Consider the following 22,215-nt stretch of genomic DNA (forward strand, 5'->3'; position numbering starts at 1 on the left):
CCCCCCTCTGGCCTCTCTATGCCTCCGACCTCCGACACCCCGCCCGTCTTCCTTCCTAGGGCTTCCTCTTCCCTGCCGTAGTCTCATCACCATTCGCCCCCCGTACTTACCTTAATGTTTCGCCTCCGCCCTCTACTCAGTGTGAGAGATGGTACCCCCTCGCCTCTCTGGGGAGGTATTGGCTTGTCGAGATGTACGTCGTGGTGCAGAGAGGTGGCGGTAGCCTATAGGTATCTCTGTCTGCCGTCTGTCGTTTTGATCCCCGCGGCTATGCCTACGGGGGCTGTGTGTGGCTCAGAGGGTGATCCTTGTATGAGCGGGGAGAGAGATGTACCTTTGTATAGGAGATGCCCTCTCATGCCTCCCCCATAGGGTAGTATGACTAGGGATAGGCTTAGGGTATGCTGCTCGGAGTATGATTATATATAAGGTAGGAGGCGTACGTGTACCAATCAGTCTCCGCACCTCTTACCCCCCCCCCTCACCCTTCGAGGCGGAGTATATGGAGCGTCTCCACACTTTTCTGTCCAGCTAAGATCTAGAAGCAATGAGTATAGACTATCAAGCATTGGTTCCCTCGAGACCCATTGGGACGAAGATCGAGAACCACATCTTCCAGACAGCTCGCTCTAGGAGTGGTCTGCCTCATGAGATCGAGCAGAATATAGCCCATCTCAGACAGAGTAATCCAGAGTATGAGTATCACCTCTTCGACGATGAAGAGATCCGAGCCTTCATCCTCGAGCACTACGGCGAGGTGATCTGGGGCTACTATCAGCGTATAGCACCGCCCTATGGTGCAGCACGAGCCGACTTCTTTCGCTATCTCCTCATGTATCAGCTGGGCGGGGTCTATCTGGATATCAAGTCCTCCTTAGACAGACCCCTTCGTGAGGTCCTCAGGGATGATGATCAGTTCCTACTGACGCATTGGGATAACCGACCCGGGGAGCAGTATGAGGGGATGGGGATCATCCCTGAGCTATCCTTCCTACCCCGTGGTGAGTATATCCAGTGGTGTATCATCTCCGTGTCTGGTCATCCCCTGCTCCGGGCAGTCATCCTGCGTATGCTCCAGAATATCGATGAGTATAGTCCCTTCGTGCAGGGGGCTGGGCTATGGGGGGTGCTACGAGTGACTGGGCCTATCATGTACACCCGGGTGGTCGAGTCCCTTCGCCCCCAGCTCGTCGAGGGGAGGGACTACCGCCTGCTGGACCGGCCGCAGGAGGTCGGGCTACGCTACTCGATCTATGATAATATGGGGATCTATGGGCACAAGAAGGCTCTCGGGACGAACTACAACAAGCACTACACCCCCATCATCATGACCCCTAACCGACCCCTCTATGCGAGGTGTGCCAAGGCCTATCTATTCGTCCGACTGGCTCTCGGGGTGCTGAGAGATAAGGTCTCCCGAAGCTTCTCGCGTCGAGGGTAGCTCTACCGAGAGACCTTCACTACTGCAGAGCTCCTGCCCTCAGTGCCCCCGGCACTGGGGGCATTTCTCTTTTTCCCCCTTAGGTCTACCAGACTGAGGCAGGGGGGGAGAGTGTGCACCGAGTATAGGGGCAGGGCCGACGTATGATCTCGCTCGAATGCTCCTGCCTTTGGTTCTTCGGGGGTATTATTTCATATCCCGGGGAGCCTAAGCCCATCACTAAAGATCCTACGTATTATCCCCAAAGAATAGACCTACAAGCGAGCCCTACAGAGGATATACTTAGAGCGCACTTGTGTACACGCGTGTATACTGTTGTGTACACGTGGGTATACAGTTGTGTACACACGTGTATACTCATCCCTCCTAGGTAGGAGGTATTCGCTTGGTATATCTAGCCTAGGACATAGATACTTCTATCTTCGGCGTATACTCCCCCACGACCTTGCCCTCGCACTATGGTGATTTCATGCGTCAGCCCTGAGTATAGGGGATAGGAGCACTGTAAAGAATTTGTAATACCTTTGTGTATATGCTTGTGCCCCGAGTGGGGCGAGCCAAACTGGCTATACATATTTAGACTATGGTAGACATTCGCACCTCCTTCGTCGGGCTTCCCCTAGAGAGCCCGATCGTCGTGAGTAGCTCGGGCCTGACCCGTAGCGTTAGCCGTGCACGCACCCTCGTGGAGGCTGGCGCAGGAGCCGTCGTGCTCAAGAGCCTCTTCGAGGAACAGATACTCATGCACACCGGGCATCTCATCGCCCACAACGACTACCCCGAGGCTGAGGACTACATCAGCGCCTATGTGCGCACCGAGGCACTAGATACCTACCTCAGCTATGTGCGTGAGGCCAAGGAGCACCTCGGGATACCCATCATCGCGAGTATCAACTGCCGAGGGCGGGAGAGCTGGACGGAGTTTGCCCAGCAGATCCGTGAGGCCGGAGCAGATGCCCTCGAGGTCAATATCATGCGCCTGGAGAGCGACTTGTACTTCGATCCCATTGCCACGGAGCAGACCTATATAGACATCGTGCAAGACCTACGGAGTGTAGGCCTTCCCCTGATCGTCAAGCTCTCCCGCCAGCATACCGCTCTGCCTGCCCTCGTGGATAAGCTCCGAGCCTCGGGTGCGGCAGCTGTCACCCTCTTCAACCGCACGTATCAGATCGACATCGACCTAGATCGGGAGCAGTTCGTCGGTGGAGAGGTCTTCTCTCATCAGGGGGACTTCACCGAGACCCTCCGCTATACGGGGCTCATCGCAGGGCTTGTCCCCGGAGTGGAGGTCGCCGCCTCGACTGGGATCTACACGTGGCAGGAGCTGGCGAAGAGCCTGCTGGCAGGAGCGCAGGTCGCCCAGATGTGTACCGCTATCTACAAGCAGGGTGCCCCTGCGATCCGTGAAGCCCTACGAGGGCTACACCTATGGATGCAGGAGCACGGCTACGAAAGCATAGAGGAGCTACGGGGCAGGCTGAGCTACAGCGCTGTGCCCGATCCGACGCTCTTTGAGCGCATGCAGTTCATGAAGTACTTCAGCATGCGCCCTCACTAATGTTTCACCTAGATATTCTTATCTACAAACAATGAAAATCAAGATGCTAAACAAGAAGTCAATCGCTGCGCTTGCTCTCTCCGCTGCCCTCGTCCTGACGGGGTGTGGCCTCAGCAATACAGCTAAGGGTACAGGTATAGGCGCCGGTGCAGGCGCACTCATCGGCGCTGGTGTCGGGCGTGTGCTCGGCAATACTGCTATCGGCGCTGCTATCGGCGGTGTCGTCGGGGGGACAGCTGGTGCCCTGATCGGTAAGAAGATGGACAAGCAGAAGAAGGAACTCGAGGAGCAGGTCAAGAACGCCAAGATCGAGAGCGTCAATGACGGACAGGCCATCCGTGTGACCTTCGACAGCGGGATCCTCTTCGCTACCAACTCCTCGACCCTCACCACGACTTCGCAGACGAGCCTCCGCAACTTCGCTGCGAACCTCAAGGTGAACGACCAGACCGACCTGCTGATCATCGGGCATACGGATAACACAGGCTCCGACCGCATCAACGATCCTCTCTCGCTCAACCGTGCCTCTAGTGTCCGCTCCTTCCTCGCCGGGCAGGGTGTCTCCTCCAACCGTATGCGCGTAGAGGGTAAGGGCAGCCGTGAGCCAGTAGCCGACAACTCCACCGCCGCAGGGCGCAAGGAGAACCGTCGTGTAGAGGTCTACATCCTGCCTAACAAGGCAATGGTAGAGGCCGCTCAGAACGGTACCCTCAAGTAGTCCCCCTCCGCCTCTATACCTATAATATATAGGGGCTAGATATAGCATTAGGCCACAGTCCACCTAGGGAGTAAGCACCCCAGGCGGACTGTGGCCTAAGCTGTCTCTACGCTCGAGTGAGGACGGAGAGAACCTAGGCGAGTAGGGGAGGCTAGGGGAGACGAAGGACATGCTCTGGGGATAAAATATTTGTCTAAGAGGGGGTAATTGTTTGGAGGTTTGATTATTTGTTGTATCTTTGCAGTCGCAATCAGGGACACAAACCTCCCTAGTATTGCTCAGCGGCGGCCCCTTCGTCTATCGGTTAGGACGCAAGGTTTTCATCCTTGAAAGAGGAGTTCGATTCTCCTAGGGGCTACAAGATAACAACAAAAAAGAGATCACAGAATGGCAAATCATAAGTCGTCAATCAAGAGAATACGCCAGACGAATGCTCGTCGTCTGCACAACCGCTATTATGCGAAGACAGCGCGTACGGCCGTACGTCGCTTCCGCGCACTGACGGATGCTGCAGAGGCTCGCGCTCAGCTGCCTCAGCTCAGCTCCCTGCTTGACCGCCTAGCTGGAAAGAACATCATCCACAAGAATAAGGCTGCCAACCTCAAGAGCAAGCTCGCTCGTCAGGTAGCACGCCTCGGATAAGCACCCCACACCTGCTGTCCCCCACATCCCTCCCTCCCGGGGAGACAGCTTACAGGCGGCCCCTTCGTCTATCGGTTAGGACGCAAGGTTTTCATCCTTGAAAGAGGAGTTCGATTCTCCTAGGGGCTACCACTCGACTCGACATCAGCACTGACCCCTCGGTCAGTATGCTGGTGTCGAGTTCCTTTTTATAGGAGGGCTATAGAGCCTTGACCTTAGGCCTATCTGTCCTAGCCCCTACCTCTACGCTAGTTTCCGTGATCGGGTAGTGGAGCTCTGGACGAAATATCCTACCTTTGTGGCGACAGACGACCCTAGGGGTGGTGATATATAATGCAAGAGGAGTACAACACGGGGAGTACACACACACATAGGGCGCATAACAGACTACACACGACAGCGAGCATGAATACTCGTACTACATATACACTAATGACTTTACCTCTATGGCAAGAACTCTCTACCTCTTGGCCTCTGCCCTCCTACTCCTCCCCGGGGTGGTGGATGCAGAGACGCTCCCTCCTCCTCTCCCCTCACCCCATGAGCAGAGCCCACAGGCTAGTCGTGGGCGCTGTACTGGTGTCGTCAAGGACGCTAAGGGCGAACCTATCCTAGGAGCCTCCGTCCGTGTCAAAGGGACGACGACTGGGGCAACGACAGATGCCGAGGGACGCTTCTCCTTCGCTGGCGCCCAGTCGGGTGCCCTGATCGAGGTCAGCTGTGTCGGCTTCGCCTCCCAGACCCTACGCTACACAGGCGCACCCCTCACCATCACCCTACAGGAGGACAGCAAGCTCCTGGATGATGTAGTCGTCATCGGCTACGGCGTCCAGCGCAAGGTGAACCTCACCGGTGCCGTCTCCTCGGTCAAGGGCACCGAGCTCGCCCAGCGTCCCGTAGCCGATGCTACCCAGAGCCTGCAGGGGCTCGTCCCCGGGCTGCTGGTGAGCAATACCGCCTCGGGTCGTCCCGGGGGTGTCGGTTCGCTCGCTCTACGTGGGCAGGGGAACCTCAGCGGAAGTGCTACTCCCTACGTCCTCGTCGATGGGGTCGAGATGTCCCTATCTGATATTAACCCCAATGATATAGAGAATATCTCCGTCCTCAAGGATGCTGCCGCGAGCGCTATCTATGGGGCACGTGCTGCCTATGGGGTTATCCTCGTGACGACCAAGAAGGGACGTGCCGGGAAGATGCATATCAACTATCAGGGGACGATGGGCTGGAATAGCCCGACGGTACTCCCTCGGATGGTGAACTCCTATGACTTCGCCCGCTACTGGAACGAAGGAGCTCGCAATGCTGGCTCTGGACGTCTCTACAGTGACAAGAAGATGGAGCTCCTACGCAAGTACATCGAAGACCCCAGTAGTGTAGACCCTTGGCAAGAACTACCGCAGGGGGTGGTCTCGTCGATGAACCCAGCCTTTGAGAACTCAGAGTCGGGGATCGGGAACGTCGATTACTTCGCCCTGCACTACAAGCCCTCTGCCCACAAGCAGAACCACAACCTCAGCCTCAGCGGTGGTAGCGAGACGACCCAATACTACATCTCGGGGGGCTACTACACCGAGGACGGGATCATGCGTTACGCCAAGATGGGCTTCGACCGCTACAACTTCGCCTCCAACGTCTCCTCGCAGCTGAAGTCTTGGCTCAAGGTCAAGGTCAATACCAAGTACCGCCACTCACAGGTCGATACCCCCTTCGGCAAGGGTGGGCTCTCTGAGGGCTTCTACCACTCCCTCGCTCGCTTCCGTCCGACAGTCTCTCCCCGAGACCCACACGGGCACTTCACCGAGCTCAGTATGGTGCCCTACCTACAGAGCGGGACATTCACCCGGCTCAAACGGGACGACCTGAACCTCACCCTCGGCCTCGAGGCTCGCCCGCTGAAGGACTGGCTCATCTTCCTCGATTATACCCACCGGATCGGAGGCTCCGAGTATGAGGCGCTCAACAAGGCTCCGAAGATCTATGCCTCGGACGGCAAGACGACCTCCCTCGGGGTGCGTGACGAGCTCAGTGTCTATCCGCAGGGCAAGTACACCCGTAGCTTCGAGAAAGTCAACTACCAGTCCATCAACCTCTACTCCAACTACCTCCTTGACCTAGGGGAAAATAACCACTTCACCTTCATGCTCGGCTATCAGGAGGAGCAGAGCCACACGAGCTACCTAGAGACCTCCATCACGGGACTCTTCTCCCTCACCAACCCCAATGCCGGGCTGGGCTCAGGCGACAAGGTACCCGTGGACAAGCGGTACGGATGGGCTACCCGTGGCTTCTTTGGGCGCATCAACTACAACTATGCTGGGCGTTACCTCCTGGAGGTCAATGGCCGCTATGATGGTTCCTCCCGCTTCGCTCCGAGCAACCGCTGGGGCTTCTTCCCCTCCTTCTCGCTTGGGTGGAATATCCATCAGGAGAAGTTCATGGCGGCGACCCGTGGTGTCCTCTCCAACCTCAAGCTCCGTGCCTCCTATGGCCTACTCGGTAACCAAGCGGGGGCAGACCTCTATACCTTTGCCGCTACGATGGAGCTGAGCAAGCGACTAGGCTCATACTACTTCCAGGATGGCCGACACACCTATACACAGGCTCCAGCTGTCGTCGATCCCAATACCACCTGGGAGAAGGTCGCCAGCCGTAATATAGGTATTGACTTTGGCTTCCTAGACAATAGTCTGACGGGATCCCTCGAGCTCTTCCAGCGGGATACGAAGGATATGTTGGGCCCTAGTCTTCCTCTCCCCGACTTCTTCGGGGCACAGGCTCCTAAGACCAACAATGCTGAGATGCGTAACCGTGGCTGGGAGCTCTCCCTCAACTATCGTGGACGTATCGGCAAGGAGATCACCTACCAGCTCGGGGCGCAGGTCTCTGATGCCACCTCTATCGTCACCAAGTACGCTAGTGCGGACAACAGCGCTCCGCAGAGCAACTGGTATGCGGGACGTAGTGTGGGCGAGATCTGGGGCTATCGTGCTGACGGGCTGATCCAGACGCAGGCCGAGGCAGATGAGTACAACCGCACCCACGACCTCTCCTACCTCAGCGCCCTCAAGTGGGCTCCTGGGGATGTGAAGTACCGTGACCTCAACGGCGACGGGAAGATCAATATCGGCGAGAACAAGCTTGGCAGTATGGGGGACATGACCGTCATCGGGGATACGACACCCCGCTATCAGTTCACCTTCAACGGCTCGATCAGCTGGCGAGGTCTCAGCCTGAGCTTCATGCTCCAGGGGGTAGGCAAGAGAGACTGGCACCCTGGGCGAAGCATCTACTTCTGGGGCTGGGGACCGTATGCACAGGTCACCGTCTTCAAGGAGCACTTCGACTACTGGACCCCAGAGCGTCCCAATGCCTACTATCCACGCCCCTACATTCACTCCAACGGCGGGATAGCCCCCTTCCAGGCTAAGAACAAGACAACCTCTGACCGTTACCTACAGAACGCCGCCTACTGCCGTCTGAAGAATATCACCCTGAGCTATGAGCTCCCCTCGCAGTGGACCAAGGGGACGAAGGTGCAGGTCTTCCTCTCGGGCGAAAACCTTCTGACGATCACCAAGCTCAAGAAGATGTTTGACCCCGAGGCTATCTTCACCCGCAGTGACTATACCGCGGAGGGGGGAAAGAACTACCCTCTGAACCGCGTCCTCTCCTTCGGGCTCATTGTCAACCTCTAATGCACTACACGACTATGAATACCAAGATATGCCTCCTCGTGGCCTCGAGCCTCATGCTCAGCCTGGGTCTCCCCTCGTGCTTCGATCTCAACAAGAGCCCCGAGGGGGTACTCTCTACCGACCGCCCCTTCACCAGCACCGGTGAGATCAGGAACTACCTCAACATGTTCTACGAGACAGGGCTGAGGGCACAAGGCTTCTTCGCTGGTGGGGGGGATGGCATCGCAGGGGATGATGTGATGAGTGACAATATCTCGGCGAGCGCCCTCAATGCCCGACTCAATGGGCAGGTGGCTCTGAGTAATGCCAAGAAGCTCGACGAGTACACCCATATCCGAGATGTGAACTACCTGCTGACTAGCCTCAAGACTCCCGATGCAGATAGCCCTGCCGACTACAAGCAGTGCGTCGGCGAAGCCTACTACTTCCGTGCCTGGTACTACTACCAGCTCCTCGTCTCCTACGGGGGAGTGACCCTCGTGGACGAACCCCTCGAGCCCATCGCCGATAGGCTCAAGCTCCCACGCAACTCCCGCCTCGAGGTCGCCGATCATATCCTCAAGGACCTGGACCGAGCCATTCAGTATCTCGGGGAGCAACGTAGTGCCGCCTCCATGCGTGTCCACCGGGATGTGGCTCGAGCGCTGAAGGCCGAGGTTGCCCTCTTCGAAGCCACTTGGGAGCGTTACCACAAGGCCAAGGACGATGCCTTCTACGACAAGGCCGTCACCGAAGACAAGATACGAGACTACCTCACCCAAGCCGTCTCGGCCGCTAAGGCTGTCGTCGATCGGGGGGTATGGCACATCTCCACTTCGGGTAGACCCAACGACGACTACCGAGAGCTCTTCCAGACGACCAACCTCTCCTCCAATCCTGAGGTGCTCTGGTACAAGCGCTACGATGGCAACGAGGTAGGGAACAACGTCAATCGCTACCTCAATCGAGGTGGTGGGGTGATCGGTCTCACGGCCTCGCTCGTAGACGACTACCTCACTCGGGATGGTAAGCCCTTTGTCGGCAACGACCGCCTAGAGGCCAAGAAGGTCTATGGCCAGGAGCTACTACCCACGGTGAGAGACCCACGTCTAGCGCAGACGGTCTGCACGCCTGGACAGCGACTACGCCGTGACGAGATCAGACCCTACGTCGTCCCCCCGCTCCTCGGCGAAGCGTACCACCAGAATGTCACGGGCTACTCCCTGCTCAAGCACGTACAGATCGACTACGAGGGCAACCTCGATGCCGAGTACAAGGGGGCGACGCCCGGCATACAGTACCGCTATGCGGATATCCTCCTCGACTATGCGGAGGCACTTGCCGAGCTAGATGGCGCTGCCCACGCCGCGGAGATCATCGCCCTAATACACCCCCTACGGGCACGTGTCGGGATGCCCGATATGGACTTCGATCGGGAGTACAATACGGAGAGTGACTATCCCTTCCGCTCGCTCAATAAGTACATCCAGGCCGTGCGCCGTGAGCGTCGCATCGAGCAGGCCTGCGAAGGACGTCGCTTCAGGGACATCATCCGTTGGGCTGCTGCCGAGGAGCTCATCGTCGGCAAGCGTGCCGTCGGGGCGCTCTTCAAGGGGAGCAACCTAGAGAACCACCCCAGCTATGGTGGTCGTCTAGTCTATGATGCACCCAAGGATAATAACCTCTTCCTCACCGGTACACCCGCAGATGCGCTCCGCTACATCCTACCGAGCAACCCCGCAGGCTACGAACGAGGCTGGGGCTTCAAGCCCGGGCGGGACTACCTCCTACCCATCCGCCTAGACATCATCTCATCTACGGGAGGGAAGTGGACGCAGAACCCAGGCTGGTAATCTCCCCTCCTTCCCTAACCTTCCCTTCACCCTAGAGCCCAGAGCCTAGAGCCTAGGGACAAGAGCTTCCTTGCCCAGGCTCTCTACACTGCGAGGCGATGCTCCCACTTTGGGGGCATCGCCTCGCTGCTTTTATCCCCCCCTAGCCGTAGTGTATCCCTAGTCCTCCCTCGCCCTCGCCCCCCTGGCCAGTGGAGGTATGGTATCCCATCGGCTAGCTCCCGTCGCCTTCCCCTCTCGCCTTTCCTCGACCTTGTTATTAGACCTATTGGTCCCATTGCACCTATTGGACTTATCCCCCCACATACTACCTTATCCCCACCTATCAGCTACCTTATCCCCACCTATCAGCTACCTTATCCTCACCTATTCAGGGCTTATCCTACACCTATAGCTACTTATCCTCCGAGCTACCCACCGCTCCCAGCAGGGTGTAGTCACTCCTAGCAGGGTGTCACCCAGCTAGTCGCTGTGTGCCGTGCGTCCCCAGCTGGTAGGTGCAGAGCTACCTTCCGTCGCCTTCCCCTTTCGCCTTTCCTCGGCTTTGTTATTAGACCTATTGGTCTTACTGCCCCTATTAGACTTATCCCCCCCTATCAGCTACCTTATCCTCACCTATTCCGGACTTATCCTACACTTATGGATACTTATCCCCCGAGCTACCCACCGCTTCCAGCAGGGTGTAGTCACTCCTAGCGGAGTGTCCCCCCAGCTAGTCGCTGAGTGCTGTGCCCCCCTCCTAGCAGGGTGTCACCCAGCTGATAGGTGTAGAGTCTCCTTTCGTCGCCTTCCCCTCGCCTTTTCCCCGACCTTGTTATTAGACCTATTAGTCCCATTAGACCTATTGGACTTATATTATATTTGTGCCACAAACCATTATGACAGCTAGACGATATGCGATGTCCCATTTTCTCTTTGAGCCCGCTGAGGCTCCTCACGTTATTTCTCGGTATGATGACCTTGGGTAGTTACCTGTCACCTTCGCTCTCGGCGCAGAGCACAGAGACAGTCTCTCTGCACGGGGGCTGGAGTCTTCGGGAGTCTTCGCGAGGCGAATGGCTTCCTGCCACGGTGCCTGGTGTGGTGCAGCAGGATCTGATCCGTCATGGTCGTCTCCCCGACCCTTACTATAGGCTGGCGGAGGACTTGATCCAGTGGGTCGGGGAGCGGGACTGGGTCTACCGATGCTCCTTTGACCTCACGCCGGCACAGCTGGCTTATCCTAGTAGGCATCTCCTCTTCGAGGGGCTGGACACCTATGCTCGGGTGTACCTCAACGGGCAACTCATCCTCTCGAGTGATAATATGTTTGTCCGCTACGAGGTGGATGTGCGTCGCTACCTACGGCGCACCAATACCCTAGAGCTCCGCTTCTCCTCGCCACTCAAGGCTGCCCTCCCCCTCTACGAAGCCTCGGGGAAGATCAACTACCCAGCGGACAACGACCATGCCCAGCCGAGGCTCTCCGTCTTCACCCGCAAGGCGCCCTACCACTACGGCTGGGACTGGGGTGAGCGAATGCTCACCTTGGGCCCTTGGCGTCCCATTCGCCTACTCCTCAGGCAGGAGAGCTACTTCGCCGATCGCCCACTCGTGACCTACCACCCCGAGGCTCGCCAGCCAATCGAGCTACGTATCCCCTCGGGCTCTATCGTGGGGCGGGGGGCTCGCCAGCTCCGCTACCGCCTCCGAGACAGTGAGGGGGCTGTCGTCTATGAGCACCTCCTGCCTCTGCCTAGTGGGCTGGGGCAGAGTCCGATCATCCACCGCCATACCCTCGCTCAGCCTAAGCTCTGGTGGCCCCAGGGTATGGGAGAGCCCTACCTCTACACGGCTGAGCTGGAGCTCCTCTCGGGCAAAAGGGGAGCAAAGCCCCTCGATAGCCAAAGCCTACGAGTAGGGCTACGTACGGTAGAGCTCGTGCGTGAAGCCGACAGCCTCGGGCGAAGCTTCTTCTTCCGAGTCAATGGCAAGCCGATCTATGCCAAGGGGGCGAACTATATCCCTCCGACCCTCATGCTCCCTACCCGTAGCGATGAGGAGCTTCGCCAGCTCTTCGATGACGTCACCGATAGCCACTTCAATATGCTCCGTGTCTGGGGTGGGGGTGTCTATGAGGAGGATCGCTTCTACGACCTAGCCGATGAGCGGGGGATCCTCCTCTGGCAGGACTTCATGTTTGCCTGCACGGCCTACCCGGGGGATGATGCCTTCCTCCGCAATGTCTCCCGAGAGCTCGTGGACAACATCCGTCGTCTGCGCTCCCACCCCTCTATCGCAGTGTGGTGTGGCAATAATGAGATACGTGAAGCCATGAAGTACTGGGGCTGGCAGAAGAAGTACCCCAAGGAGACCTACCAGCTCTTCGCTCGGGACTATGTGCGTCTCTTCCGTCAGCTCATCCCTAGCCAGCTCCGCCAGCACGACCCCCTCCGCCCCTATATCGAGAGTAGCCCCGACACGGCGAACTGGGGGCGACCCGAGACGCTGGGCCTCGGCGAGAGCCATTACTGGGGGGTATGGTATGGGCGTGAGCCCTTCGAGATCCTGCGGGAGCGTCTCCCGAGGTTCATGAGTGAGTTTGGGGTGCAGTCCTTCCCCACGCTCCCGAGCCTCATGCGTTTCTCTCGTCCCGAGGACTGGGAGATCGAGAGCCCCGTCATGCGGGCGCATCAGAAGAGCTCCATCGGCAATGATGTGATCCTACACTACATACGTCAGGAGTACCCCGAGCCGAAGACCTTCGAGGACTTCGCCTACCTCTCGCAGGTCATGCAGGGGCGGGGCATTGCCCTGGGGCTAAGGGTGCAGCGTGCAGCCGCCCCACGCTGTATGGGCAGTCTCTACTGGCAGATCAACGATGCCTGGCCTGCTGTCTCGTGGTCAAGTATCGACTACTACGGCACGTGGAAGGGGCTTCAGTACCAAGCCAAGCGAGCCTTCGCTCCCATGATCCTCGTGCCCTCGCGGGCTGGGGATAGTGTGCGTCTGGTCTCGGATGACGCTCCTGAGGGGCGACGGGTCAGGCTGGAGGCTCGTGTCTCGGACTTCGAGGGGCGGGAGCTCTATAGCTGGAGGAGTGCCGAGGTGAGCCTTGGGGGTGGGATGCAGCAGCACGACTTCGCCGTCCCCTTCGCCTCGTTCTTCCCCGATGAGGAGGCACGCCGTCAGCGCTTCGTCCACTATCGCCTCGTAGAGGAGGGTGGGGGAGCAAAGGCTCTAGCTGAGGAACTGTACTATGCCCTTCCCCCACGGGATCTTCGTCTGCCCGAGGCTCGTGATCTTCGCTATACGATCGAGCCCGAGGTCGGGGGCGAAGGCTATATCCTCACCCTCTCCTCCGCCTGCCTCGTCAAGGATCTCTATCTGGAGTGTGTCCTACCCGGGGTGCACCTCTCGGATAACTTCCTAGACCTCCTCCCGGGGCAGCCTCTGCGTCTTCGTCTCTCGGCACGTGCAGGCTACCAGCTCCCAGCTCGGGATGCACTGCCTGCCTTCACCCTCCGCTCCATCAATGAGCTGATACACCGCCCCCACTAGCCCTCGTCCCGTCCATGCCTCACTCAGCGGGCAACTGAAGCCCATCCCGAGGGGGCAAAAACGATCATACCGAGAGCGCCTCAGGGCTCTAAGTAAGAGCGCCCTCGTCTCCTAGGTAAGGAGACGAGGGCGTTCATTATAGGAGCGCACATGCGCTCTCGGTATGATCGTTTTTGCCCTCTCGAGGTACTTGATACAGAGCCTGCTAGGATGGGGCTAAGGAGCGTCCCTCTGAGGGGTGGGGGAGAGACCTAGGACTAACGCCGGATGAGGAGGGAGAAGAGGGCGTAGGGATTGCTGTCCTTGCTGGTGGTGACCGAGGGATTGAGCCCCCAGTAGCGTAGCCCTGAGGTATCCTCGGCGAGCGTACGGGTCTTGAGGTCTCGGCAGAGGTACTTCTTTGTGTGTATGCTCTGTAGCGTCCAGAGGCCATCCTCATTGATTGAAGCTTGCCAACGGGTCTGCCTGTTACTCGGCCCTCCCTCCTCTTGGAGTAGGCGGTAGGCGCTAGGCCCTATATAGACGTAGACCTGAGTGTCTTGATACTTGGTGAGCATGATATTTAGAAAGCTCGACTGATAGGGGATCCTCTGGTAGGTGCTGGGGTCAGAGAGGACGTACATGGTCGAGGGCTGTCCCCCAGGGCGTATCCGATCAAGGATGCCACAGGTGTACTTGACCCGGAGGGGGAGGGAGTGTATGATCGAGGGGATCGAGATGTTCGCACCCTCTAGCTCGAAGAAGGCCTTCCCCTCCCGAAGAGCCTTATCGCCGAAGGCTACAGAGTCTAGGAATGTCCCCCTCTGTCCCCCTCTGAAGAGGTTCGCTGGACGGACGAAGGAGCTCGGAGGGGTATAGTCGCTCCCCGCCTGCAGATAGCTGAGGCTCATCTGATCTCGGTGCTGGCTGACCTTCGCCTCCTGCTGAGGGGAGAGAGCCCCCTTGCTTGTCCAGAGTGCTCCCGTGATGGAGCGCACCTCTTCGGAGGTGAAGAAGCTGGAGTTGGCCACCACGGTCAGCTCCTGAGAGGCTCCGATGGAGTACGAGGTCACGATGTGTGTCCCATACTTGTCGATGAGCTCAGAGGCACTTAGCCGCCTTAGGTCACGGACGAACTGCCCGTCGAGGTAGAACCCATAGTCCCTCCCCTGCTGTATGTCGTACCTCCTATAGGAGTACTTATATCCCCGTAGGGCACGGCAGAGGTAGCTCTCCCCGGGGCGGGAGGTGGAGGACTGGCGGGGGTAGCTCAGTTGGACGGGCTTGTACTCGCCCCCTAGGTCTATTCGGAGGGTGTCTCGTAGCTGATCTCCACCCAGCGCCTCATAGAGGGTGCTGAGGGTGTCGGGCTTCCCCGCCTGGGCTCGCACCCGAGGGGCGGCGGAGGTGGGAAGAGCCTCGCCGAAGGGGCTCCAGGGGCTGCCACTCGCTAGACGGCTTAGGTCAAGGACTTGGTTCGGGAGGAAGCCCTGGACATCCTGTGCGGTGAATCCGAGCTTATCGAAGCTCCGCCCTAGATAGCGGTCTGGGTCTTGATCTTGATCCAGTGCAGTCGAGCGGATATGTGCGTAGTCAGTATACACACCTCGCTGTCCGTCCCGCTCCAGGCGGTTGGGGGCATCCCCCTGCTCTCGGCAGGCGGGCAGTGGGGCTAGTAGGAGCATGGCTAGCCCGAGGAGGCTGGTGGGTCGTACTATCTTCGTCATACTAATATATATGGTCTATTGATATTATTACAAATTCTTGCGCAAAGATAGAGGAAACTCCCAACGTACGATAGGGCTTGCCCTTACGGTGAAATATGGGTGACGAAGCGTGTCGAGCCGTGAGGTGACCTATCTGTCCCCTAATCGCTATATTTGCGGTAAGGAAACTTAACTAACGGCACACCGATGATGCACGTAGCCAAGGATAGATGGCTTCCCCCTGCCTGCATCCCCCTGGACGGAGCAGGCTGTCCCCTCTAGTGGACGCAGGAGTCAGACCTCAGCGGTCTACCCTCTGGGATGCTAGAGAGACAGGGGAGTATGCGCACCGACTGATACTACACGGACACGACATACAAACTACCCCATACTAATATGAACATACGTGCTACACTATTCACCCTCGTCGCCGTGCTGGGCGCTAGCTCCTGCGGAGAATGGTATGTCGATCGCGATGAAGCCCACCTCCTCGGCTACCCGAGGGTCTGCGATCAGATCGTCAGCCGACCGATGTGTTCTGTCGTGCAGACGCATACATTCGGAGAGAATACGTCCACCAGCCGACACCTCTATGTCGTAGAGAATGAGGCTGTCCAAGCCGAGGACTTTGTCCTCTGGGTGATGACAGGAGCACCCTGGATACGGGAATGGGTGCAGAGAGACCCCAGCGAGGCGGCTAGGAGGCACTGGTATGAGTCTCTGGGGCGTGGAGAGCGAGGGCTCGCTCCTCGCAATAGCGGACTAGAGCGTCAGCTGGCTCGTGACTACAACAATAGACCCGAGGCAAGGGGGCGGAAGCTTAGGGTCAGCCGTGATCGGATCATGTCGGGGCCTCCCCCCACACCCTGGCCTTATCGAGTCACGGGGGTGAAGGACTTCCGGATCATCTCCCTCTCGCCCCTCTTCGGGCAACCTGCGGAGAGCTCGCTGAACGACTACTTTATCATTGATGAGTTCAGCCCTCGTCAGATCATCTCCTCTCGGACGAAGACCCTCCTCTGGGGGTATTCGGACAAGAGGATGGTGACGAATATCGGGCAGTGGCTCTCGATGGAGCCGATGGCGCCACCCGTGGTGATGTTTCGCCTGAAGTGTCGCCCCGAGGAGCTCCCCATCAAGACCAAGCTGGTCTCCATCCTAGAGACCACGGAAGGCAAGGTACTGCGTGACACGCTAGAGGTAGAGCTAAGATGAGCCGGAGACTCTACCCCATCTGGGTGCTCACAGCCTTCGTCTCATGAGGGTGGCTTTACCCGTTGGCTTTCCCTAATGAACTACAAAAAGGGGGGGATTTGTCATTATCGTTTAATCGCTATATTTGCGGTAGGTGAGCCGGTGTTGATGGTACGCCTATGATGCATATAGCCAAAGATAAATGACTCCCCCCTATCCTCTTCTCTATGGAGGCTGTGGGTAGCCTCCTCTGATGGATGTAGAGGGCTGAACCTTGTAGCTCCCCTCCCTCTCTCGGCATAGGGGGCGTCAGCCCTCCCCGCTTGACAAATAACTATCCGAACAAATATATACAGCGACGACGGAGAGTCGGGGAGACGACTGTGATGATGCAGACTTCCTCACAGAGGGCGACAACGCATGGGATACAGGCGATCTGTCCTTTAGGTATAGGAGAAGGATTATACATAACTTCTCCTTTTAGACGAAGAAAATAACTACTACTTAACTACATATGAAGACAAGCTATCTACTTCTCTCATTCGTGGCGCTTATGTCTCTAGGCACTAGCTCCTGTGGCGACCACTATATCCACCGCGGTAATGCCCACCTCATCTGCTTCCCGAGGGCCTGTGAGCAGATCGTAAGCCTACCGATGAGATCATCCGCACATACATATACGTTCGGCAAGGATGCATATACCAGCCGACGACTCTTCATCGTAAGGGATGAGGGAGTCCAGGCCGAGGACTTCGTCCTCTGGGTGATGACGGGAGCACCTTGGATACGGGAACGTGTCAAGGGTATACCCAGCGAGGAGGCTAGAGACAGATGGTATGAGACTATTGGTCCTAATAAGCCCGGACTCGCTCCTCGCAATAGGGAGCTGGAGCGTCAGCTAGCACATGACTACAATAATAGGCCCGAGGCACAGAAGCAAGTGTATAGAGCGAGCGGTGACTACAGTTCATTGGCCCCCCCCACACCCTGGGCCTATCGGGTCACGGGGGTGAAGGACTTCCGGATCGTCTCCCTCTCCCCCCTCTTCGGGCAGCCTGCGGAGAGCTCGCTGAACGACTACTTCAGTATCTACGAGTTTAGCCCCCGGCAGATCATCTCCTCTCGGACGAAGACCCTCCTCTGGGGCTATTCGGACAAGAGGATGGTGGCGAATATCGGGCAGTGGCTCTCGATGGAGCCGATGGCACCACCCGTGGTGATGTTTCGCCTGAAGCGTCGCCCCGAGGAGCTCCCCATCAAGACCAAGCTGGTCTCCATCCTAGAGACCACAGAGGGTAAGGTACTCCGAGACACGCTAGAGGTAGAGCTAAGATGAGCCGGAGACTCTATCCTATCTGGGCGCTCTGGCCACTCTTGGCTATGCTCTGTGGCCTCGGCTCTTGTACGAAAGAGATCGATATCCGCCCCCAGACAGAGGTGCAGGTCGTCGCCTCCTGCGTCCTCACCAACGCTGATGTCCAGCGCCTCAAGCTCACCTATAGCCGAGAGATGGGCGGTGGGCGCTTCTATGATGAGGTAGAGCAGGCCAGAGCGACCCTCTATGAGGAGGGGACGGCTGTCGGCACCTTCGTCCGCGTAGGGTATGGAACCTGGGAGCTTCGCTTCCGTCCTACTGCTGGGCGTCACTACCGGCTAGAGGTGGAGGTTCCCCAGCGCCCGACCCTGAGAGCTACCACCCGGATGCCCTCCCCCGTAGACGTACGACGTAGGGCTCTGCGTAGCGCTACGACACGGCTCTTCACACAGCGGACGCTAGGGGCTCCCTACTGGATGTTTTGCCTGAGCTCGAGTCTCAAGGAGGTACCCTGTGACCCCCTCCATCCCCCGAAGCTAGCGGAGGATCCGAATCCCCGCCTCTGTCAGCAGCTCGGGACGAACCATCGGCGAGCCGACCACTTCAACGAGGAGAGCGAGCTGGCAGCCTGGGATCAGAGCTATGGAGCTGTCGCCCTCTACCGCTACTATACCCGTATTACCCCACCGAGCGACGACCCTACGGGAGGGACTCCCTATGAGTTCGTCGTACAGCATGCCCCTAGTCGGGCATCCTTTGTCGTCTTCAGAGCTGCGTCGCAGGAGTATGATCGCTACCTGCGCTCGGTCGTGGAGAAGATGATCTTCTATGAGAGCGAGGATGACCCCGCAGCGTGGTTTGACCAGACGACGATCTACTCCAATATAGAGCACGGTCTGGGGATCTTCGCCGCCTACTACCAGACAGCCTACTACTGTCACGAGTCCTTACCCTAGTACATACATCTATATTATATGATGCGTACGATACTGCATACCCGAGGGACGGGAGGGCGCAGGTGCCTGCTTTCGCTCCTGCTCCTACTCATGCTCCTGCTCGGTGTAGAGCGAGCCGAGGGGCAGCGCTATAGCGGACGAGTCCGTGACGCTGAGACGACCCGAGCCCTCTCGGGGGTGGAGATCTTGACGGAGCGGGGATACCGCCTAGCCTGGACGGATGGGCAGGGACAGTTCACCTTTGACTACGGTGCGGATAGCCTGCGCGTCGTCCTCTTTGCCGATGGCTATCGGCAGAGGCATGTGACCCTGCGCCTAGGCCAAGGGGGGGAGTTCACCCTCACCCCTCTAGGGAAGGAGCTCCAGGAGGTGACCGTGATCGGACACGGTGCTACACGGGGCAATAGCACCTTCGTCTATACCTCCGCAGATGTCCGTGGGATGGCTACCCTAGCGGGGGAGGTCGATGTACTGCGCTACCCACAGCTCCTGCCCGGGGTCTCTCAGGGCATGGAGGGAGGACTAGGCTTCTATGTGCGTGGGGCAGGTAGTGGCAACAATAGGACGGAGCTAGACGGGGTACCTATCCCTGCTCCGACGCACCTCTTCGGGCTCTTCTCGGTCTTTCACCCCGATATAGTAGGGCAGTCCACCTTCCAGATGGGAGGGATCACAGCCTCCTCGGGGGACTTTACCTCCACGCTCCTACAGATACGTAGCCGGAGGCCTTCGGCTGGTAGACCTAGGGGCTCCTTCGCTCTATCCCCACTGATGGTAGGTGGGGCACTAGAGGGGCGACTCATCGGGGATAGACTCTCCTATCAGGTGGCTGGACGCTCCTCCCTCCTTCGTCCCGAGTATCTCCTGCTGAAGGCTCTCCTAGGCAAGGAGGCTATCACGGGCGACTTCGACGCACAGGTACAGGATCTCTATGCCAAGGTCCATTGGGCGCTCTCTGCACAGCACTCTGCTGAGGTCCTCCTCTTCGGGAGCAATGACTACCTCGGCTACCTCTCCGAGGAAGAGCAGGGAGTGGATCGCAATAAGATCTCCTTCGGCTGGCGCAATAGGGCGCTGAAGGTAGGCTGGACCTACACCCCTCGGGAGCAACTTCACCTAGAGACCTCGGTCTACTATGCGGGCTACAGCACACGGCAGGGGCAGGTCGGACAGGATGGTATCCGTCGTGGGCTCGTCGTAGGCTCGGAGAAGGGGGAGTGGGCTCTACGCAGTCATCTGACAACCCAGGTACGGGAGCTGGATCTCGGGGCGGGGCTTGACCTACGCCAGCAGACCTTTCGCCCGATGATGCAGAGCCTGGCTGTCGATGGTGCGAGGGGGGCGGACTGGAGTCCGACCTTCACGACGACCCTTGCCTCGCTCTACATGGAGGGGCGCTACCGCAACCCCAACTACAGTGTGCAGGCAGGGCTACGCTACAACCTCTTCAGAGACCCAGGGAGGCAGATCAGTCACCACCTAGATGCCCGACTCAAGTACGAGTTCGTCCTCACACCGACCCTCTCCCTCGAGGCAACCTATGACCACTTGACCCAGTATCAGCACACGCTCGAGGGGCTACCCGTAGGGTGGGCGCTCGATCTCGTGATCCCCGCCTCTCATCGCTTTCGCCCCGAGCACTCCGATCAGGGCTACCTCGGGGGTGTCTGGAGCACCCCGGGGCTCTATATTACCCTCGGGGGATACTACCGTCGTCTCACGGGGCTCACCGCCTATCGTAGCTGGCTCAATCACTTCACCCGCCACAATGTCTCTTGGGAGGAGGACGTCCTCACCGGCCGGGGGCACTCCTATGGGCTGGAGCTCTGGGTAGAGAAGCGTCAGGGGCGACTCACGGGCTCACTCTCCTATACACTCTCTCGGACGAGGCGTACCTTCCCCGAGCTCAATGGGGGGCGTAGTTATCCCTTCAGCTTCGATAGGACACATATCCTCAATGTCCAGACTCGCTACGAGGTATGCCGTACGGCACGACGTGAGCAACACCTCTCTCTAGCTGGCTATCTGACCTCAGGGGGGACGATGACGATCCCACTGGCGAGCTACCAAGCCGAGGGGCTCCCCTACTGGGAGACTCAGGAGTCGGGGATCTTCGTGCCCTCAGAGCAAGACTATCATGCGACCACTCGTACGCAGATGTCCTCGCTCAATGCCTATCGGCTACCGCCCTACCTCCGCTTTGACCTCAGCTACTCCTTCCTCTGGCGCAGACGTCGAGTGAGCCATGAGCTCACCATCGGGATCTACAATATCCTCAACCGCAAGAACCCCTATCTCATCTACTACGAGCGGAATAGCTGGCGACAGCTCAGCATCCTCTCCCTCGTCCCCTCAGTGCGCTGGGAGCTTCGCTTCTAGCGTCGGAGAGGGGAGTGGGAGCGACATTACCTCCTTCTGGATAAAAGCGATTACCTTTGTGCCGAAAGGGCGACCCTGACGGGGTATGCCCGAGAGAGACTGTTTTTAGTAAAGAGTACATTCCTGATTAAGAGTAGTAATAGGCGGAGGGAGAGTAGCTAGAATTCTGTTGGATCAAGCACGATACCCTCGACTACACATACGAGTAGCGAACCACCAAAGAAGCCTCCATTATGCCACGAATAAACATAGACAGTACCAAATATACTCCAATCGGTCGAGATGGAGATAGAGTTGTTCGTATCCGCTTCGATTACGAATACGAACAAGAGATGTTATTTCTCGCCTCTCTTGAGAACAAAGCTATCCGAAGTTTCCTCCATTACTTGGACTGTTCTCCTTTCGAATATGGAGTGCATACCCAGTGGTCTTCTTTGGATACGCCCGTATCACTGACCCTATATATCCCCTTCTCTTTAATGGATTCACCCGAGTATACTATATTCACTTCTACCTATAGCTATATAGAGAGTGGTGTTGATGATATATGTATCCCTGAGAGGACAGATGATTTGTTCCCGGAGAGTATATATAATAAGATGGTTGCCACAGATATCGTCGGTGTTATCAACCGGCAGATCGGTGAGAGGCTTATCCTTGGATGTAAGTTCACAGCAAAACCCAAAGGACGGGGAAGCGAATGCGTTTCCTTAATGTCTTACGATGATGAGTCGCTGAAGTGGTTACACCTTACTAGAGAGTGGCTAGATATTGTACCAGAGCTTCACTCAAGGGATGCTGGGGATAGTTATGCCCTCTACAAGATGTATAGATCGCACGACCGAGAGCACTCTATGACTGGATTCCACAGTGTCTATAGAGGGACGACCAGAGTAAATGGGAAATGTCCTCCGATAGATATGCGTGGTCTATTGCATACCTTCCTAGATCCGGAGGAGGAGTACCCTTTATGTGTATGTGTGGATGGTTACTCTAGGCGTCGTGCCTTAGGCTTCCTCTCCGTCTGTGTGTCTCTCTACCCATATATGAAGGGGGGGGCGTGTCCATCTGATTATGGTCGGTTCGATACGCTCTTACTCAAAAATCTCGGATGGGACGCAAGAGAGTTCTATATATACTGTACTACGCAGGCCGTATATCTCCGTCAAGATAATTCACCTAGCTGGTAAGGGGGGCGCTGGGAGCTTCGCTTCTAGCGTCGGTGAGGGGAGTGGGGGCTCGGTCGGGGAGGAAGAG

Annotated in this window: 13 protein-coding genes and 2 tRNA genes; 14 read left to right on the forward strand and 1 reads right to left on the reverse strand. The window is 57.7% G+C overall.

Annotation, left to right across the window (positions count from 1 at the left end):
- Nucleotides 1-547: 547 nt before the first annotated feature.
- The 9 genes from QZ170_RS07505 to QZ170_RS07545 all read left to right on the forward strand — a co-directional run bounded on the left by QZ170_RS07505 (nucleotide 548) and on the right by QZ170_RS07545 (nucleotide 13,429).
- Nucleotides 548-1,441, forward strand: coding sequence for a glycosyltransferase (locus QZ170_RS07505; RefSeq protein ID WP_297179399.1), 894 nt, complete (start codon nucleotides 548-550; stop codon nucleotides 1,439-1,441).
- 583 nt (nucleotides 1,442-2,024) lie between these two features.
- Nucleotides 2,025-3,002: a dihydroorotate dehydrogenase-like protein gene (locus QZ170_RS07510; RefSeq protein WP_297179402.1), complete on the forward strand. Its 978-nt coding sequence runs from the start codon at nucleotides 2,025-2,027 to the stop codon at nucleotides 3,000-3,002.
- A 43-nt stretch (nucleotides 3,003-3,045) separates the two neighbouring features.
- Nucleotides 3,046-3,720 (forward strand): OmpA family protein, encoded by a 675-nt coding sequence (locus QZ170_RS07515; RefSeq protein ID WP_297179432.1) that lies wholly within the window; start codon nucleotides 3,046-3,048, stop codon nucleotides 3,718-3,720.
- Between the two features lie 286 nt (nucleotides 3,721-4,006).
- Nucleotides 4,007-4,078: transfer RNA gene (locus QZ170_RS07520), tRNA-Glu, on the forward strand.
- Between the two features lie 29 nt (nucleotides 4,079-4,107).
- A complete protein-coding gene (gene rpsT, locus QZ170_RS07525) occupies nucleotides 4,108-4,362 on the forward strand; it encodes a 30S ribosomal protein S20 (protein ID WP_297179405.1) in 255 nt (84 codons plus the stop codon).
- A 57-nt stretch (nucleotides 4,363-4,419) separates the two neighbouring features.
- Nucleotides 4,420-4,494: transfer RNA gene (locus QZ170_RS07530), tRNA-Glu, on the forward strand.
- Between the two features lie 314 nt (nucleotides 4,495-4,808).
- The gene (locus QZ170_RS07535; RefSeq protein ID WP_297179406.1) at nucleotides 4,809-8,057 is read left to right on the forward strand and encodes a TonB-dependent receptor; all 3,249 of its coding nucleotides are present in this window, start codon (nucleotides 4,809-4,811) and stop codon (nucleotides 8,055-8,057) included.
- Between the two features lie 14 nt (nucleotides 8,058-8,071).
- Nucleotides 8,072-9,889 carry a RagB/SusD family nutrient uptake outer membrane protein gene (locus tag QZ170_RS07540; protein ID WP_297179408.1) on the forward strand — a complete coding sequence of 606 codons (1,818 nt, stop codon included), beginning with the start codon at nucleotides 8,072-8,074 and terminating at the stop codon, nucleotides 9,887-9,889.
- A 951-nt stretch (nucleotides 9,890-10,840) separates the two neighbouring features.
- Nucleotides 10,841-13,429 (forward strand): glycoside hydrolase family 2 protein, encoded by a 2,589-nt coding sequence (locus QZ170_RS07545; RefSeq protein WP_297179411.1) that lies wholly within the window; start codon nucleotides 10,841-10,843, stop codon nucleotides 13,427-13,429.
- 257 nt (nucleotides 13,430-13,686) lie between these two features.
- Here the strand turns inward: QZ170_RS07545 and QZ170_RS07550 are convergent, their stop codons facing one another.
- Nucleotides 13,687-15,135, reverse strand: a complete 1,449-nt coding sequence (locus QZ170_RS07550) for an MAC/perforin domain-containing protein (protein WP_297179414.1) — start codon at nucleotides 15,133-15,135, stop codon at nucleotides 13,687-13,689.
- Between the two features lie 375 nt (nucleotides 15,136-15,510).
- Here QZ170_RS07550 and QZ170_RS07555 point away from each other — a divergent pair, with 375 nt between their 5' ends.
- The 5 genes from QZ170_RS07555 (at nucleotide 15,511) to QZ170_RS07575 (ending at nucleotide 22,148) form a co-directional block, all read left to right on the forward strand.
- Nucleotides 15,511-16,329: a hypothetical protein gene (locus tag QZ170_RS07555; RefSeq protein ID WP_297179417.1), complete on the forward strand. Its 819-nt coding sequence runs from the start codon at nucleotides 15,511-15,513 to the stop codon at nucleotides 16,327-16,329.
- Nucleotides 16,330-16,822: 493 nt separating this feature from the next.
- Nucleotides 16,823-17,644, forward strand: coding sequence for a hypothetical protein (locus QZ170_RS07560; RefSeq protein ID WP_297179420.1), 822 nt, complete (start codon nucleotides 16,823-16,825; stop codon nucleotides 17,642-17,644).
- Entirely contained in the window at nucleotides 17,641-18,579 is a 939-nt protein-coding gene (locus tag QZ170_RS07565; RefSeq protein WP_297179422.1) for a DUF4249 family protein, read from the forward strand. The genes QZ170_RS07560 and QZ170_RS07565 overlap by 4 nt, the downstream gene beginning before the upstream one ends.
- A gap of 18 nt (nucleotides 18,580-18,597) precedes the next feature.
- A complete protein-coding gene (locus tag QZ170_RS07570; protein ID WP_297179425.1) occupies nucleotides 18,598-20,958 on the forward strand; it encodes a TonB-dependent receptor plug domain-containing protein in 2,361 nt (786 codons plus the stop codon).
- A 233-nt stretch (nucleotides 20,959-21,191) separates the two neighbouring features.
- The gene (locus QZ170_RS07575) at nucleotides 21,192-22,148 is read left to right on the forward strand and encodes a hypothetical protein (protein ID WP_297179428.1); all 957 of its coding nucleotides are present in this window, start codon (nucleotides 21,192-21,194) and stop codon (nucleotides 22,146-22,148) included.
- Nucleotides 22,149-22,215 lie beyond the last annotated feature (67 nt).

The organism is uncultured Porphyromonas sp. (assembly GCF_905372525.1).
Taxonomy (GTDB): Bacteria; Bacteroidota; Bacteroidia; order Bacteroidales; family Porphyromonadaceae; genus Porphyromonas.

Excerpts from the sequence above, each read along its gene's own strand:
- rpsT (WP_297179405.1), top strand. The coding sequence starts at position 4,108 with ATGGCAAATCATAAGTCGTCAATCAAGAGAATACGCCAGACGAATGCT.
- QZ170_RS07510 (WP_297179402.1), top strand. The coding sequence starts at position 2,025 with ATGGTAGACATTCGCACCTCCTTCGTCGGGCTTCCCCTAGAGAGCCCG.
- QZ170_RS07575 (WP_297179428.1), top strand. The coding sequence starts at position 21,192 with ATGCCACGAATAAACATAGACAGTACCAAATATACTCCAATCGGTCGA.
- QZ170_RS07540 (WP_297179408.1), top strand. The coding sequence starts at position 8,072 with ATGAATACCAAGATATGCCTCCTCGTGGCCTCGAGCCTCATGCTCAGC.
- QZ170_RS07545 (WP_297179411.1), top strand. The coding sequence starts at position 10,841 with ATGATGACCTTGGGTAGTTACCTGTCACCTTCGCTCTCGGCGCAGAGC.
- QZ170_RS07555 (WP_297179417.1), top strand. The coding sequence starts at position 15,511 with ATGAACATACGTGCTACACTATTCACCCTCGTCGCCGTGCTGGGCGCT.
- QZ170_RS07570 (WP_297179425.1), top strand. The coding sequence starts at position 18,598 with ATGATGCGTACGATACTGCATACCCGAGGGACGGGAGGGCGCAGGTGC.
- QZ170_RS07535 (WP_297179406.1), top strand. The coding sequence starts at position 4,809 with ATGGCAAGAACTCTCTACCTCTTGGCCTCTGCCCTCCTACTCCTCCCC.
- QZ170_RS07550 (WP_297179414.1), bottom strand. The coding sequence starts at position 15,135 with ATGACGAAGATAGTACGACCCACCAGCCTCCTCGGGCTAGCCATGCTC.
- QZ170_RS07560 (WP_297179420.1), top strand. The coding sequence starts at position 16,823 with ATGAAGACAAGCTATCTACTTCTCTCATTCGTGGCGCTTATGTCTCTA.
- QZ170_RS07505 (WP_297179399.1), top strand. The coding sequence starts at position 548 with ATGAGTATAGACTATCAAGCATTGGTTCCCTCGAGACCCATTGGGACG.
- QZ170_RS07515 (WP_297179432.1), top strand. The coding sequence starts at position 3,046 with ATGCTAAACAAGAAGTCAATCGCTGCGCTTGCTCTCTCCGCTGCCCTC.
- QZ170_RS07565 (WP_297179422.1), top strand. The coding sequence starts at position 17,641 with ATGAGCCGGAGACTCTATCCTATCTGGGCGCTCTGGCCACTCTTGGCT.